Annotated in this window: 11 protein-coding genes; 6 read left to right on the top strand and 5 right to left on the bottom strand. The window is 72.6% G+C overall.

The annotated features are described in order from the left end of the window. Positions 1–35: 35 nt before the first annotated feature. The 5 genes from ACZ6TB_RS04265 to ACZ6TB_RS04245 form a co-directional block, all read right to left on the bottom strand. Positions 36–845: a hypothetical protein gene (locus ACZ6TB_RS04265; RefSeq protein ID WP_465550443.1), complete on the bottom strand. Its 810-nt coding sequence runs from the start codon at positions 843–845 to the stop codon at positions 36–38. 1974 nt (positions 846–2819) lie between these two features. Further along, entirely contained in the window at positions 2820–4376 is a 1557-nt protein-coding gene (locus ACZ6TB_RS04260) for an FAD-dependent monooxygenase (protein ID WP_465550441.1), read from the bottom strand. Next, positions 4377–5267, bottom strand: a complete 891-nt coding sequence (locus ACZ6TB_RS04255; RefSeq protein ID WP_465550439.1) for an alpha/beta fold hydrolase — start codon at positions 5265–5267, stop codon at positions 4377–4379. Between the two features lie 8 nt (positions 5268–5275). Then, positions 5276–6139 carry a fumarylacetoacetate hydrolase family protein gene (locus ACZ6TB_RS04250; RefSeq protein WP_465550437.1) on the bottom strand — a complete coding sequence of 288 codons (864 nt, stop codon included), beginning with the start codon at positions 6137–6139 and terminating at the stop codon, positions 5276–5278. A gap of 202 nt (positions 6140–6341) precedes the next feature. Then, entirely contained in the window at positions 6342–7091 is a 750-nt protein-coding gene (locus ACZ6TB_RS04245; protein WP_465550435.1) for a GntR family transcriptional regulator, read from the bottom strand. A gap of 96 nt (positions 7092–7187) precedes the next feature. Between ACZ6TB_RS04245 and ACZ6TB_RS04240 the strand changes: the two genes are divergently transcribed. The 6 genes from ACZ6TB_RS04240 to ACZ6TB_RS04215 all read left to right on the top strand — a co-directional run bounded on the left by ACZ6TB_RS04240 (position 7188) and on the right by ACZ6TB_RS04215 (position 14621). Then, positions 7188–9503, top strand: coding sequence for a transketolase-like TK C-terminal-containing protein (locus ACZ6TB_RS04240; RefSeq protein WP_465550433.1), 2316 nt, complete (start codon positions 7188–7190; stop codon positions 9501–9503). A gap of 75 nt (positions 9504–9578) precedes the next feature. After that, positions 9579–10064: a nuclear transport factor 2 family protein gene (locus ACZ6TB_RS04235; protein WP_465550431.1), complete on the top strand. Its 486-nt coding sequence runs from the start codon at positions 9579–9581 to the stop codon at positions 10062–10064. Beyond that, the gene (locus ACZ6TB_RS04230) at positions 10061–10513 is read left to right on the top strand and encodes a hypothetical protein (protein ID WP_465550429.1); all 453 of its coding nucleotides are present in this window, start codon (positions 10061–10063) and stop codon (positions 10511–10513) included. Before ACZ6TB_RS04235 ends, ACZ6TB_RS04230 begins: the two co-directional genes overlap by 4 nt. Next, positions 10510–11616, top strand: a complete 1107-nt coding sequence (locus ACZ6TB_RS04225; protein WP_465550427.1) for an amidohydrolase family protein — start codon at positions 10510–10512, stop codon at positions 11614–11616. The genes ACZ6TB_RS04230 and ACZ6TB_RS04225 overlap by 4 nt, the downstream gene beginning before the upstream one ends. Continuing rightward, positions 11613–12500, top strand: a complete 888-nt coding sequence (locus ACZ6TB_RS04220; protein WP_465550425.1) for an SDR family oxidoreductase — start codon at positions 11613–11615, stop codon at positions 12498–12500. The genes ACZ6TB_RS04225 and ACZ6TB_RS04220 overlap by 4 nt, the downstream gene beginning before the upstream one ends. A gap of 129 nt (positions 12501–12629) precedes the next feature. Beyond that, positions 12630–14621, top strand: a complete 1992-nt coding sequence (locus ACZ6TB_RS04215) for a tachylectin-related carbohydrate-binding protein (RefSeq protein ID WP_465550423.1) — start codon at positions 12630–12632, stop codon at positions 14619–14621. Positions 14622–14761 lie beyond the last annotated feature (140 nt).

The following is a 14761-nucleotide window of genomic DNA, read 5'->3' as shown; positions in this document are numbered from 1 at the left end:
ACTCAACCGCGAAGGCCGCGCTCCTCTTCCGGCGTTCACTGCGAGCGAAAAACTGCCCCCGAGGCGTTGAGGAACAACTCGGGCAGCATTGCCTGGATGGCGCCGACCAGGACGTTGTCTCCGGTGGAAAGGGGCGCGGGGGCGCCGATCGCGCGGGCGCGGACGCGGGTGCCGCCGGCGACGGCGTCGAACAGCTCGGCCACGTCGAGCCAGGTGTAGCGGGGGCGGAGCTTCAGCCCGTACGCGGCCGCCAGTTCTTGATAGAGCGCGGCCCAGTGAGCGATCCACCGCTCGTACCCGGTCCGCATGAAGGTCTGGATGCGCGGGTGATTGGGCAACGCCACCCAGATGATGTTCTGCATGCTCCACAGCGGGTCCCGCACCGTGGTGGCCATGACCTGGTCGGCCAGCCGGCGGATCAGCTCCGGGTAGGGGACGTCCTTGGCCAGCTTCCCGGCGACCTCGCGCAGATCCCGCATGTACGCGTCGATGATCGCCGGGCGGAAGAGGTAGGAGATCAGGTCCTCGGTGTAGCGGCTCTTGTATCGCCAGCGATCGCGGAACATGCCGACGGTCAGCATCTTCGGCCGCGCGTCGTGTGCGCCCTCCCGCTGCGCCCGTTCGATCAGTCGGGCTTGCGACACCCCGGCGAACAGGCAGGTGCCGCTGTCGTGGTCGTCCTGGAGGTCCGGCCCGCGGTGATCAAGGAGGTCGTCGCGCAGCAGGAGCAACCCGATCTCGAGGAACTCGCGGGTCTCGGGGCTGTTCGCGATGCGTTCGCGGGTGGCCGGCCGCGCGTCGGCGGCGACGTTGACCAGCACCGGCGAAAGGTTGTCGTCGCCCATCTCGGCCTCCGCTCCGGCGCGCCGACGTGTGGCTCCAGAGTAGGACCTCCAGCGCTGGAGGTGTTTCGGTCGCGGTTGACGTATCAGGGCGCCGATCCCGTCCTCTTCCTCTCGTAGGCCGGAACACCAGGCCTTGGACACGACCGATGGGCGGCGACGACCGTAATCGGCAATCCAACAGGGGGACCCGCCATGACCATCGTTTGGGAGAGCAAGCCCACCAACGGCTATCACCACGTGGAAGCCCCGGCTGTCGAGAAGAAGAAACCGGCCGTCCCGCCCAAGCCGCCGCCCTGGTGGGTGCGCAACAAGACGCCGCGCCCCATCTGGCTCGAGCATCGCGGGCGGGTCTTCGTCCTCGCCCCGCTCGAGGAGCGGACGTGGCGCACCGGCGATCCCCGGGAGTCCTTTCCGGACCTGCGGCGGCTCGAGGACCGGCGCCAGGTGGAGATCGGGCAACACGGCGCGGTCCCGGTCGGCGACGGCCTCCTGTCCACCTGCGTACGCGTCACCCTCGTCGTCGCGTTCCTGTGGCTGGCCTCGTTCTGGCCGTTGCCGACGTGGTGGTGGCTGCGGATCGGCACGGCCCTGGGCATCGGCGCGGCGCTGGCCTTCCTGCTGCTGGTGATCCGGCCGTCCCGCCGCCGCGCGGGCCGTCAGGCGCGCCGCCGCACCTGGTACAACGCCACGATGGCGATGGTCGTGCTGGTCGGCCTGCTGATGCCGGTCACCGTTCTCTACTTCGCCACCGACCTGAACAACGTGATCTCGATCTGGCCGGACGGCTTCCACATCGACATGGATCAGCCGCTGGTGCTCATCGGGCGGTTCATGCAGCTGACGTTCATCGCCGTCGCCACGCTGCTGCCGGCCCTCATGTACTTCCAGTTCGACGCCGAACGTCTCGGCACCCTGCGCGACCGGTGGATCCAGAACGTCTTCCGGCTCGACCCGGCGGTGGCCACGACCTCCGACGTCTACGCCAAATACGGAAAACAATTGGAGGAGGCGTACGGCGGACTCGGCGACGGCCGGGGCCGGCTCACCCGCGGGCGCCGTTCACCGATCATCCTGGCCACCCTCGTGCTCGCGTTCGGCTGGCTGCTGATCCTGCTCAAGGCCGGCGACCACATCGACGTCGGGCCGGCGTTGTCGTTCGTCGCGCTGCTCGACCCCGACCAATCCATGATCACTTTCGCCTTCCTGGGCGCCTACTTCTTCGCGTTGCAGCTGGTCTGGCAGGGCTACGTACGGGCGGACCTGCGCCCCAAGACCTACACCACGATTGCCGTACGGGTGCTTGTCGTCGTCGTTCTCGCCTGGCTCATCGAGGGAACGACCGGCGCCAGCGCGAACTCCAAGCCGCTGTATCTGCTCGCGTTCGCCGCGGGCTTCGTGCCCGACCGGGTGCTGCACCTGCTCTGGGAGAAGGCCCTGCCCAAGCTCGGCGCCGTCCTCAACCAGGACCGGCAGCAGCAGCTCACCGAGCTCGAGGGCATCGACCTCTACGAGCGCACCCGGCTCTGGGAGGAGGGCATCACCTCGGTCGAGGCGCTGGCCCACCACGACCTGCTCGACCTGTTCTTCAAGACCCGGATCCCGGCGGCGCGGCTGGTCGACTGGGTGGATCAGGCGATCCTGGCCATGTATCTCAACACCGACGAGTCCGGCGGCCCGGGGGTGCGCCGCGCGCTGCGGGAGCTCGGCATCCGCACGGCCAGCGATCTGGTCGAGCTGACCCGGGACAACGACCTGGACAAGCTCGTGGTCGCCGTGCACATCATCCTGCCCGCGCAGAACCGCGCGACCATCCGGTGCCGGCTGACCGTCCTGATCGCCACGCTCGACCACAGCGAATGGATGGGCCGCATCGAGAACTGGCGCCGGAGCGACCTGATCGAGCGGCATCCGGCCGACCGCCTCTACATCGACGGCCGGGGCGAGCTGCGGCCCGGTGACCCGCGCTTCTGCGCGTCACCGAGGCCGGGGCGAAGCGCCGCGGACCCGGTCCAGCAGCGCGGCCGGATCGCTTGGCGGCGCGTCGCCGCGCCAGGCGATGTGCTGGTCGGGGCGGACCAGCACGAGGTTCGCCCGGTACCGGTCGCGAAGGCGGCGCGCGCGCAGGTCGAGCACCGCGAGGGGCGTTGTTAGGTTGCGGGCGGCGTCCGGGATTCCGCCGCCGCCGGCGCCGTCCAGGATCAGCAGGGTGAAGGCCGGGCCGAGCTCGTCGTAGATCGAGCGGCCCGCGCCGAGCCAGGCGTGCGGCAGCCGCGCGCCGCCGCCGTGGTCGATCGCGCCGCCGGTCAGCTCGACGTCCAGCACCAGCTCCAGCGAGTGGAACTCGGCCTTCTTCGTCTCCTGGATGCGGCGGTGCGCGGCCTGCCGGGCCCGCTCGCCGGCGAGGTCGGCGGCCTCGAGGTTGTCGGCGAGCAGCTCGGTGGAGAGCACGGCCATGTTGGCGGTCGCCTCGCGGATCACCCGCTCCTGGACCGGGCGGCGTTCGGTCTCGTAGCTGTCGAGCAGCGCCGGGCCACCCCAGCCGTCGAGGACCGCCGCGAGCTTCCAGCCGAGGTCGACGGCGTCGCCGAGGCCGGTGTTGAGGCCGTGGCCGCCGAACGGCGGGTTCAGGTGCGCGGCGTCGCCGGCCAGGAAGACCCGCCCGGCGCGCATCCGGTCCACGATCTGCATGCGCGCCGTCCACGGGTCGGTGGAGAGCACCCGGGCGTCGACGGGCCGGCCGGCAGCGGCGTCGATGAGGGCACGGGCGTTCGCCTCGCCGGACTCCCGGTCCACGCCGAAGGCGATCAGCCACCAGGTGCCGGTGCGGTCGATCGGGCCGGCGAGCGCGGGGGCGTGCGGGTTGATGACCCAGTAGTGCACGGCCGGGCCGTGCCGGACGTGCGCCGCGAGCCCGGGCGCCTCGAAGACCATGCCGAAGTTGGGGCGCAATGCCCGGCCGCCCACGTATCCGGCGCCGATCTCCGCGCGTACGAGGCTGCGCGGGCCGTCCGCCCCGATCAGGTACTCGGCCTCGACGACCGACGACGTGCCGTCCGCGCCGGTGACGGTCGCCCGGACCCGGTTGTCGTCCTGCTCGACGCCCGTGACCTGGTAGCCGGTGGCCAGGTGGCACGCCGGCAGCTCGGTGACGGCCTCGCGCAGCACCTCCTCGAGGACGTACTGCGGCGCCTGCTGGCCGAGCTCCGGGAACCGGTCGCCCTCGGCGCTCAGGCCGAGGACGCCGGTGAAGCGGGACAGCTCGCGGCCCGCCAGCGAGGTGCAGAACACCACGTCCTGCGACCACGAGACGGGCAGCGGGGCGCGGGACCGCAGCCGGTCGGCGATGCCCCACCGGCGCAGGTGCTCCATCGACCGGACGTTGACCGTCTTGCAGCGCGGGCGGGCGTGGGAGACGGTGGTGCGCGGCTCGACGACGAGGCAGCGGATGCCGCGCCGGCCGAGCTCGACGGCGGCGGCCAGGCCGACCGGGCCGCCGCCGGCGATCAGCACCGGTACGTGGTCGGGAAGCACCTACGGCCGTTCCGCCCAGGCGGCGCACTCCTCGGCGAACGCGAGCTGGCGCAGGTGCAGCGCGTGCCCGAGCCGGTGGTGGTCGATGCTGTGCCCGGTGCCGCGGGCGACGGAGGCGTCGACGAACGGCGCGCCGGTGAGCATGGCGGCGAAGCGCTCGACGTTGGCCGGGGAGCTGTCCCAGAGCATGTCGAACTCGGCGAGCGCGTTGTGGACGGGCACGGTCACCGACGATGCCAGACCGGGCAGGCGCTCGACGGGCCATCGCGGCGCCTGGATCAGCTCGCGGACCGGAACCGGAGCGTACGACTCGTGGGCGGCGGCGACCGCCTCGGAGGCGAACGTGCCCTCGGGACCGAACATGACCTTGTCGCGTTCCTCGTACGGCAGGTCGATGGTGGCGTCGGCGGGCAGGCTCGCGAGGGCCTCGGCCGCGCCGTTGCTGTTGATGACCGCGCCCATGCCGGTCACCGAGAGCCCGATCAGCGGGAACGACGGCCCGTCCGCGGCGATCATCATGGCGATCATGCCGCCGATCGAGTGCCCGACCAGGAAGACCTGATCGGCGTCGAAGTGCTCGGCGGCGCCGGCGATCGCCGCGTCGAGCAGCTCGGCGTGCCGGTCGAAGGTGTTCTCCGCGGGGTCGAGCGCGGTGCTTCCGCCGTACCCGGGCCGGTCGAAGGCGACCACCCGGTACCCGGCGCTCGCCGCGGTGTCGAGGAACGACCCGCGGCCCGACCCGGCTATGGCGAAGTACTTGCCGTTGTACGTGCCGCCGGGCAGGGCGGCGATCAGCGGCCGGCGCGGCGCGGTGGCCGGACCGGCGGTGCGGGCGGAGATGGTCAGCCCGTCGACGGTGAGTTCGAGGAGGGACTGCGGGTCGTCGGCCATCGGGACTCCTAGCTCTGGTGGGCGGAACGGGGTGCGACGAAGTGGTGGCGCATCTCGCCGATGCCGTCGATGCGGGTGACGAGCTCGTCGCCGATCTGCAGCAGCACCTTGGGGTCGCGCGCCCAGCCGATGCCGCTCGGCGTGCCGGTGAAGATCAGGTCTCCGGGCAGCAGGGGCACGATCGAGGAGAGGTACGCGATCAGCCGCGGCAGCGAGAAGATCATGTCCCGGGTGCGGCCGTCCTGCATCGTGCGGCCGTTGACGGCGCAGCCGAGGCCCACGTCGTCGGGGTCGGCGAACTCGTCGGCGGTCACCAGGGCGGGCCCGATCGGCGCGAAGCCGGTGAAGGACTTGCCCAGGTTGAACTGCTGCGGCGCGGAACCGGCGAACTGCAGCTCCCGCTCGGAGAGGTCCTGGCCGGCGGTCAGACCGGCGACGTGCGCCCAGGCGCGGGCCTCGGTCACGTGCTCGGCGCGGCGGCCGATCACGGCCACGAGCTCGGCCTCGAAGTCGACCGAGCCGGGCGGGCGGGTGATCGGCCCGTACGGCCCGGTGATCGAGGCCGGGAACTTGGTGAAGACCATCGGCTGCGGCGGCAGCGCCAGGCCCGACTCGGCGGCGTGGTCGCGGTAGTTGAGCCCGATGCCGAAGACCTGCGGCGGGCGCGGCACCGGCGGGCCGAGCCGGTCCTCGTCGACGGTCAGCGTGGCCGGTCCGTCGAACGCCGCGGCCCAGGCGGCGAACTCGTCCCAGCGGGCGTAGACGGCCTGGACGTCGGCGGCGAACCGGCCGTCGCTGGCCTTCTCGACGTCGACGGCGCCGCCGTCCCCGGCGCCGAGCGCGAGCCGGCCGTCGAGGTTGTAGATGCGCATGCGGAGCCTCCCGCTGAACCGCCTCCGATCCGGCGGGGCGGGCTAGCGGAACCGTAGACCGTATATGTGATAACAGCAATAGGCCGGGGCGGCGAAGGGCGGGAGGGGAGTGCGGGGCAGGGGTGGGTCGGGTGCGGCTGGGCGCGGTGGGCGGCGGCGGGTGCTCAGGCGGCGGGTGCGGGCGGGCCGGTCCGGCAGGTGCTCAGGCGGCGGGTGCGGGCGGGCCGGTCCGGCGGCGGGTGCGCTTGGGGGGAAGCGGGTTCTGCGGCTGGTCCTTCAGGGCGAGCAGCGCGATCTGCTCGTTGTGCGCGAGGTGCTGGTGCACGGCGGCGGCCACCACCTCGGGGTCGCGCTGCCGGAAGGCGTCGAGCAGCTCCTGGTGGGCCTTCTCGCGACGCCAGTGCTCGTGCGGGTCGGGGTCGAGCCGGCCGAAGCCGATGCGGATGTAGCGCTCGGCGGCCCGCCACAGGGTGATGAGGATGCGCAGGTCCCAGCTGGTCGCGGCGGGCGCCAGCAGGGCCAGGTGGAACTGGTGGTGGGCCTCGTAGATCTCGTGGATCGTGCGGTTCTCGTCGCCGAAGTCGGTGGCGTCGTGCTGGAGCCGGTCGAGGTCGGCGGCGGTCAGCAGCCGGCACGAGCGCTGGGCGATCTCGGGCTCGAGCCGCCGGCGCAGGCGGTAGATGCCCTGCAGCTCGTCGAGATCGAGCGGCGCGACCACGGCGCTGCGGCCGGGGCGCATCTGCACCAGGCCCTGGCTCTCCAGGCTGCGCAGCGCCTCGCGGACGGGAATGATGCTGACCTGCAGCATCTCGGCCACCTCGCGCAGCGAGAACTCGCGGCCCGGCTCCATGTCGCCGGCCAGGATCGATCGGCGCAGCTCGGACATCACCTGCTCGGCGACGGATCGGTCCTCGATCGGGCGGACAGCCGCGCCGGCGCGCTCCACGGACACTCCGCCTCCTGCTCAGGGCGTTGAACGGCATCAACTATATCGACACGGACGCTCCCGGCCCTTGCGCGGGTCGCGGCGGTCCGCGACGATACTACCGTGATATGTGATAACGGCGACGAGGACGGCCATGATGGCGGCCGCTGGGCGGTGCTCCGCGAGATCGAGCAGCGCGTGCTGTGGCTGGCGACCGCGATGGTCGATCACGCCAACCGGGTCCGGCCCAACCCGGGCGGGCTCAAGGTCGGCGGTCACCAGGCGTCGAGCGCCTCGATGGCGACGATCATGACGGCGCTCTGGTTCGAGCACCTCGAACCGGCCGACCGCGTGTCGGTGAAGCCGCACGCCTCGCCGGTCCTGCACGCGATCAACTACCTGCTCGGCGCCCTGGACGAGCGCTACCTGACCACCCTGCGCTCGTTTGGCGGCCTGCAGAGCTATCCGAGCCGGGTCAAGGACCCGGACCCGGTGGACTACTCGACCGGGTCGGTGGGCATCGGCGCCACCGCCCCGATCTGGGGCGCCCTGGCCCGCCGCTACGTCGGCGGCGACGCCGGCACCGGCCGGCAGTACTCGCTGGTCGGCGACGCCGAGCTGGACGAGGGCGCGTGCTGGGAGGCGATCCTCGACCCGATGGTCGCCGGGCTCGGCGAGGTCTGCTGGATCGTCGACCTCAACCGCCAGTCCCTCGACCGGGTCGTGCCGCAGATCGCCGCCGGCCGGCTGCGGGCCATGTTCGAGGCCGCGGGCTGGCAGGTGCTGACCGCGAAGTACGGGCGGCTGCTCGGCGCGCTCTTCGAGCGGCCCGGCGGCGAGGCGCTGCGGGCCCGGATCGACGAGATGTCGAACGCCGAGTTCCAGCGGCTGCTGCGGTGCGCGCCCGGCGAGCTGCGCCGGCGGCTGCCCGGCGAGGACGGCGCCCCCGCGCTGCGGGCTTTGCTGGACGAGCTGGACGACGCGACGCTGGCCGCCGCGTTCCGCAACCTCGGCGGCCACGATCTGCGGACATTGAGCGAGACGCTGGCGGCGATCGACGACAGCCGGCCGACGGTGATCTTCGCGTACACCGTGAAGGGCTACGGCCTGGCGACCGAGGGCCACCCGCAGAACCACTCGTCGATGCTGACCGAGCCCCAGATGCGGCTGCTCGCCGACCGGGTCGGCATGTCGCTCGACGCGCCCTGGGCCCGGTTCGGCGCCGACTCCCCGGCCGGGCGGCTCTGCTCCGAGGCGGCCGAGCGCCTGCGGCGTACGCCCGCTGTGCCCTGGTCCGCCCCGGACGTGCCGGCCGACCTCGGCCGCACCCCGGCCGGAACCGCGTCGACCCAGGCCGGGCTCGGCCGCGCGCTGCTGGACCTGACCCGGCGGGCGCCGGAGGTGGCGCGGCGGGTGGTGACCGCGGCCCCCGACGTCGCGTCGTCGACCAACCTCGGCGGCTGGATCAACAAGGTCGGCGTGTGGTCGGCCGACGACCGCCGCGACTGGTTCGACGACGACCCCGAGACCATCCTGCACTGGCGGGAGCGGCCGACGGGCCAGCACATCGAGCTCGGCATCGCCGAGGTCAACCTGGTCGGGCTGCTGGGCGAGCTGGGCGCCACCTGGAGCCGCTGGGGCCGGCCGCTGCTGCCGATCGGCGTGCTCTACGACCCGTTCGTCGAGCGGGCGCTCGAACCGTGGTCGTTCGGCATCTACGCGGGCGGGCAGTCGATCCTGGTCGGCACCCCGGCCGGCGTCACGCTGGCGGCCGAGGGCGGGGCGCACCAGTCGGTGAAGACGCCGTCGATCGGCCTCGAGCAGCCCGGGTGCGTCGCGTACGAACCGGCCTTCACCATCGACCTGGAGTGGACCCTGCTCGCCTCGCTGGCCCGCCTCGGCCGGCCCGGCGGCGCCTCGGCCTACCTGCGCCTGTCGTCGCGGCCGGTCGACCAGGCGCTGGCCGCGGTGCCGGCCGACCCGGCGGCGCGGGAACACCGGCGCCGGCAGGCGGTCGCGGGCGCCTACCTGCTGCGCCGGGCCCCAAGCCGGCCGGCGGTGACCATTGCCGCCATGGGCGCGTTGCTGCCCGAGGCTCTGGCCGCCGCCGACCGGCTCGCCGCGCTCGGCGCCGCCGCCGACGTGGTCTGCGTGACCAGCCCCGGCCTGCTCTTCCGGGCCGTGCAGGCGCGCGCGGGGCACGGTGTCGCCGAGTCCTGGATCGTCGACGCCGCGTTCCCCGCGGCCCGGGCCGCGCCGATGGTCACCGTGCTCGACGGCCACCCGCACACGCTGGCCTTCCTGGCCGGCACGCACCGGGTGCCGGCCCGGCATCTGGGGGTCAGCGAGTTCGGCCAGTCCGGCGAGCTCGACGCGGTGTACCGGCGGCACGGCGTCGACGCCGACAGCATCGTGCGAGCCGCTCTCGACCTCGTCTGAACCGTTGCTGTTATCACATATATTTGTTACGTTCACGGCCCTTCGGGGACCCCATCTCAGATCGGAGCAGCACCCATGGCTACGGAGAGCGCCCTGTCCCGCGACGAGCTCATCGCCCGCAACCTCGCCGCGGTCGAGTCCCACTTCCACAACGAGACCCCCGAGACCATCGACAAGGCGATCGCCGAGTACACCGACGACATCGTCTGGGAGGTGCCGGCCCGCGGGCTCGTGCTGCGCGACCGGGAGGACGTGAAGCAGGAGTACCTCGCCATCTTCGGGTCGATGAACATCCACAAGATCACCAACCTCTACCGGTTCGCGACCGAGGAGTGGGTCTTCGACGACAGCATCTTCGAGTGGACGATCACCGGCGACGGCTTCCGCAACTGCCCCTACCCGGTCGGCACCCGGGTCAGCATCCGGCTGCTGCACGCGTTCCAGTGCCGGGACGGGAAGATCTGCCGCGAGAACGGCTACGAGATCTGGCGGCGGGCCGACGACACCGCCCGGGTCAACGACGACGTCCCGGCCGGCGCGCACGTCGAAGTGTTCGAGTGAGGGACGTGATGAGCGAGCCCGGCTGCCTCATGTGCGAGCTGGAGGACGCCGACCCGGGCGCGACCGTGTTCCGGGACGAGCACTGGGCGGCGCAGATCGTCGCCGGGTACGACGTGCCGGGCTGGTTCATCCTGCGCGCCCGCCGCCACGCCGAGCGCATCACCGGGCTCGACCCGGCCGAGCTGGCCTCGTTCGGGCGGCGCGCCCAGGATCTCGTCGCCGCCGTCACCGAGGTCACCGCGGCGCCGACCACGTACCTGATGGTCTTCGGCGAGAACTGGCCGCATTTCCACGCGCTGGTCGCCGCCCGCGGCGCCGACGTGCCGGCCGACCTGCGCGGCGCCAACATCCTCAACCTGCGTGCCGCCCACGCCGACTTCGCCGCCGCGTCGGCGCTGCTTCCCGGCGTGCGGGCGGCGTACGAGCGCCGGACCCGGCCCGCCGGATGAGCCGCCCGACGGTCATCCGCGACGTCCGCGTCTTCGACGGCCGGGAGCTCACCGGCCGCACGAGCGTGGCGTTCGCGGACGGCCGGATCGTCGACGGCCCGGAGCCGGCCGGTGCCGACGTCGTGGACGGCGGCGGCGCCACCCTGCTCCCCGGCCTGATCGACGCCCACGCCCACGTCCAGCGGCGCTCGGAGCTGGCGGCGATGGCGTCCTGCGGCATCACCACCGTGCTCGACATGGCGGCGCCGGCGTTCGAGGCCACGATGGCCCTGAAGCACCAGCCCGGGCTGCCGGCGCTGCTGTCCGCCGGGCGCCCGGCGAGCGGGCCGGGCTCGATGTTCGTCACCAGGATGGGCCATCCGGCCTCGTCGGCGGTCGCCGGCCCGGACGACGCGGCCCGCTTCGTCGCCGACCGGGTCGCCGACGGGTCCGACTACATCAAGATCATTGTGGAGGATCCCCGGTTCCCCGGCACGAAGCCGCTGAGCCCGGAGACGGTCGCGGCGATCGTCACCGCGGCCCGGGACGCCGGCCTGATCACGGTCGCGCACGTGGTCAGCGCCGGCACGATGCACACCGCCCTGGCCGCCGGCGTCGACGTGGTCACCCACACCGCGCTGACCGCCGAGGCGGAGGGCATCCGGCTCCCGGAGCGGCCGGTCGCCATCATCCCGACGCTGGGCATGATGGACGGCGTCGCCCGGGCGATCGGCGGGCGCCCGCCGGTCCGGCTGATGTCGCTGTTCGTCCCCGCGCTGCGGATGCGCTACCGGCACGCCGTCGCGACCGTGGCCGCCTTCCACCGCGCCGGGAAGGTCGTGCTGGCCGGCACCGACGCCAATGACGAGCCGAACGCGCCCTATCAGGTCCCGCACGGGCCGTCCCTGCACGACGAGCTCGGCCGGCTCGTCGGCGCCGGGCTCACCCCGGTCGAGGCGCTGCGGGCGGCGACCGTGCTGACGGCCGAGACGTTCGGGCTGCACGACCGGGGCGTGATCGCCGCCGGGCGCCGGGCCGACCTCGTGCTCGTCGACGGCGACCCGACCCGCGACATCGCCGCCACCAAGGCGGTTCGCGGCGTCTGGATCGGCGGCGAGCGTTGATCCTCGTCACCGCGGCCCACGGCAACCAGGGCCGGTTGCTGGTACCCAAGCTGCTCGCCGCCGGCCTGCCGGTGCGGGCCTGCGTGCGCTCGGAGTCGTCGGCCGCCCGGCTGCGCGCGCTGGGCGTCACCGATGTGGTCGCCGGCGACCTAGCCGAACCGGACACGCTGGCCGCGGCGATCCGCGGGGTCACGAAGGTCTACCACGTCGGGCCGACCATCCACCCCCGCGAGCGCGAGATGGGCCTCGCCTTCGTCGACGCCGCGCGGGCCGAGGGGGTCGGGCACTTCGTCTTCAGCTCGGTGCTGCACGCGATCACCACCGACCTCGTCCAGCACGAGATCAAGCGGGACGTCGAGGAGCACCTGCTCTCGTCCGGGCTCGAGTTCACGATCCTCCAGCCGGCGAACTACATGCTCCCGCTCAAGCTCCGGCCCGTTCTCGAGCGCGGCGTGTTCGAGCTGTCCTGGTCGCTGACGCGCCGCCAGTCGATGGTGGACCTGCACGACGTGACCGACGTGGCCCGCCTGGTGCTGGAGGACGGCCCGGCGCACACCGGAGCCACCTATGAGCTGGTGGGGCCGGGACGCTTCACCGCGTACGAGCTGGGGGAGATCATCTCCCGCGTGCTCGGCCGGCCGATCGAGGTCCGCGAGATCGACGCCGACACCTACCTGAAGGCCTGGGTCGGTGACGCCGACCCGCGGGAGGTCACCCACCAGGTGCGGGTGCTGCGCGCCATCACCTCCCGCTACAGCAGCCACGACTTCGTCGGCAACCCGAACGTGCTCACCTGGCTGCTGGGCCGTCCACCGACGACGTTCGAGCAGTTCGTCCGCCGGGAATTCGATCCAGGCCTGTCGATTTCGCGGCCGACCGTCTAGCCTCGTGGTGCTTGCCAGCGACACGGGGAGGACTGGCATGTCACGGGGATCTCGCATGCGCATTTCACGGGTTCACCCGGGCACCTCCTGCCCCGGGCCACCCCACGCATTGCGAAAGGACACCCCTCGATGAACTCGTACGCGGCCCGATGGCGCCGCGCCTTCACCGGGCTGGCGGTCGCCCTGACGGCGACGCCCCTGCTGCTCGCCGTCGCCCAGCCGGCCCAGGCGGCCGACACGTTCGCCTGCACCGGCAACGCGACCCTGCTCGCCGCCGAGACCGGCGGCAAGCTCTGGAAATACCCGTTCACCACGCCGGGGACGGCGACCAGCAAGCTCGGCACCCGGGCCGACATCGGCGCCGGCTGGAACACGTACGGCCGCGTGCTCGGCGGCCCGGACGGCCGCGTCTACGGCATCAACTCGACCGGGGTCTGGCGCTACCGCTACAACGGCTCGGGCTGGGACACGGTGAACGGCAGCCAGCGGTTCCAGCTGAGCACGGGCTTCACCCAGTACGCCACGGCCGCCTTCCGCAACAAGATCACCATTGACGAGATCGGCGACATCTACCTGGTCGACGGCAACGGCAAGCTCCGCTGGTACCGGTACGACGAGAGCACCCGCCAGTTCACCATCAACGCCCGCGTGCTCGACAACGGCTGGGACAAGTACGACCTCATCGTCGCCGCCGGTCCCGGCGTGCTCTTCGCCCGCACGCCCGCCGGCGATCTCTACCGCTACCGGTTCGAGCCGAACAGCCAGCGCTGGCTGACGACCGGCACCCACGTCGGCACCGGCTGGAACGGCTTCACCAAGGGCCTGTTCTCGGTCGGCGGCGACACGCTGTTCGGCATCCAGGCCGACGGCGACATCTTCCATTACCGCTACCGGGAGGACACGAACACCTGGCCGCTGCTGGCCCGCGACCTCGACAACGGCTGGCAGACGTTCGCCAACGCGTTCGCCTTCACCAACACGTGCCGCCTCACCGACCGGCACGTGCCCGCCTCGACCGCCACGCCGGTGGCCCAGTACAGCCCGAGCACCGTGGTGCAGGGCCCGGCCGGGACGGCGGCCGTCGGGCCGGTCGAGTACCTGCACGCCGACAACATCGGGCGGCTGCGTCACGCGTACCAGTCGAATCCCGATGTTTTCAGCTCGGCGCAGTGGACCACGATCCCCACGGATCAGGCCTTCACCGGACGGCCCGCGATGGTCGCGAACGGGCAGAACAACCTGCAGGCCCTGATCCACAACGCCAACGGCGACATCTGGTCGTTCACCCGGGCGGCGTCGCCGAGCACCACCTGGCAGGCGGGCGTGTCGCTGGGTGGCGCCATGCGGTCCGCTCCCGCTCTGGTCAAGCTTTCCGACGGTACGCTGGCGGCCTTCGCCCTCGACGCCGACGGTCAGCTCTGGTACCGGTCGCAGGACGGCAGCGCCGGTGACCTGCTGCCGTGGCGCCCGCTCGCCGGCGGCGGCACCGGGATGACCGGCGACCCGTACGTGCTGGCCACCTCGAACGGCTCGGCCCTGCTCGTGGTCGCCGACTCGGCCGGGACGCTGCGGACCGCCACCTACCGGGCCGGCACGCTCACGGCCTGGACCAGCCTGGGCGCCGGCGGCACGGGAACGCCGTCGATCGTGGCGGTGCCCGGTCCGAGCCTGCGGATCTTCGCGCGCACGGCGGACGGGCAGATCGTGACCCAGCGGCAGGACGCGGCGGGCGTCTTCCCCGGCGTCTGGGACGCGGTCGGCACGTTCTCGGCGGCCGGTCCGCCGGCGGCCATCCTCGACCCGGTGCTGGGCCGGATGGCCGTCGTCGCCCGGGGCGCGGACGGCGAGATCTACCTGGTGTTCGAGACCACCCAGGGCTCGGGCACGTGGGGCACGTGGCAGCGCCTCAACCCGGACACGTCCGACCCGGCGGCCACCGACCCGACGGTGATTCCGTTCAGCAACTCGAGCGGGCAGACCTGGATGATCGTCTTCCGGAACGCCAACGACGCCACCCGGGTGTACGAGCGGACGCAGGTCTCGGGCACCACCACGAGCCTGCGCAAGTCGGCCACCTCCGGCTTCACCGCGCGCACGCTGCCGGCCGAGCCGGCGAACTGAGATGAGCCGCGGGGGGGGGGGGGGGGCCCCCCCCCCCCCCCCCCCCCGCAGCGCCCGCCCCCGTTTCTGCAGGGGGCGGCTCTATTTCCCCTTTCGGTGTAGCTTTCCGTTGTCAAACCTGTTTTTTCCTCGAACGGGGT

Source organism: Actinoplanes sp. NPDC051537 (assembly GCF_055586105.1).
Note: the sequence above shows the minus strand (reverse complement) of the source record. Positions and strands in the feature narration are given on the sequence as shown.

Excerpts from the sequence above, each read along its gene's own strand:
- ACZ6TB_RS04235 (WP_465550431.1), top strand. The coding sequence starts at position 9,579 with ATGGCTACGGAGAGCGCCCTGTCCCGCGACGAGCTCATCGCCCGCAAC.
- ACZ6TB_RS04215 (WP_465550423.1), top strand. The coding sequence starts at position 12,630 with ATGAACTCGTACGCGGCCCGATGGCGCCGCGCCTTCACCGGGCTGGCG.
- ACZ6TB_RS04250 (WP_465550437.1), bottom strand. The coding sequence starts at position 6,139 with ATGCGCATCTACAACCTCGACGGCCGGCTCGCGCTCGGCGCCGGGGAC.
- ACZ6TB_RS04225 (WP_465550427.1), top strand. The coding sequence starts at position 10,510 with ATGAGCCGCCCGACGGTCATCCGCGACGTCCGCGTCTTCGACGGCCGG.
- ACZ6TB_RS04265 (WP_465550443.1), bottom strand. The coding sequence starts at position 845 with ATGGGCGACGACAACCTTTCGCCGGTGCTGGTCAACGTCGCCGCCGAC.
- ACZ6TB_RS04255 (WP_465550439.1), bottom strand. The coding sequence starts at position 5,267 with ATGGCCGACGACCCGCAGTCCCTCCTCGAACTCACCGTCGACGGGCTG.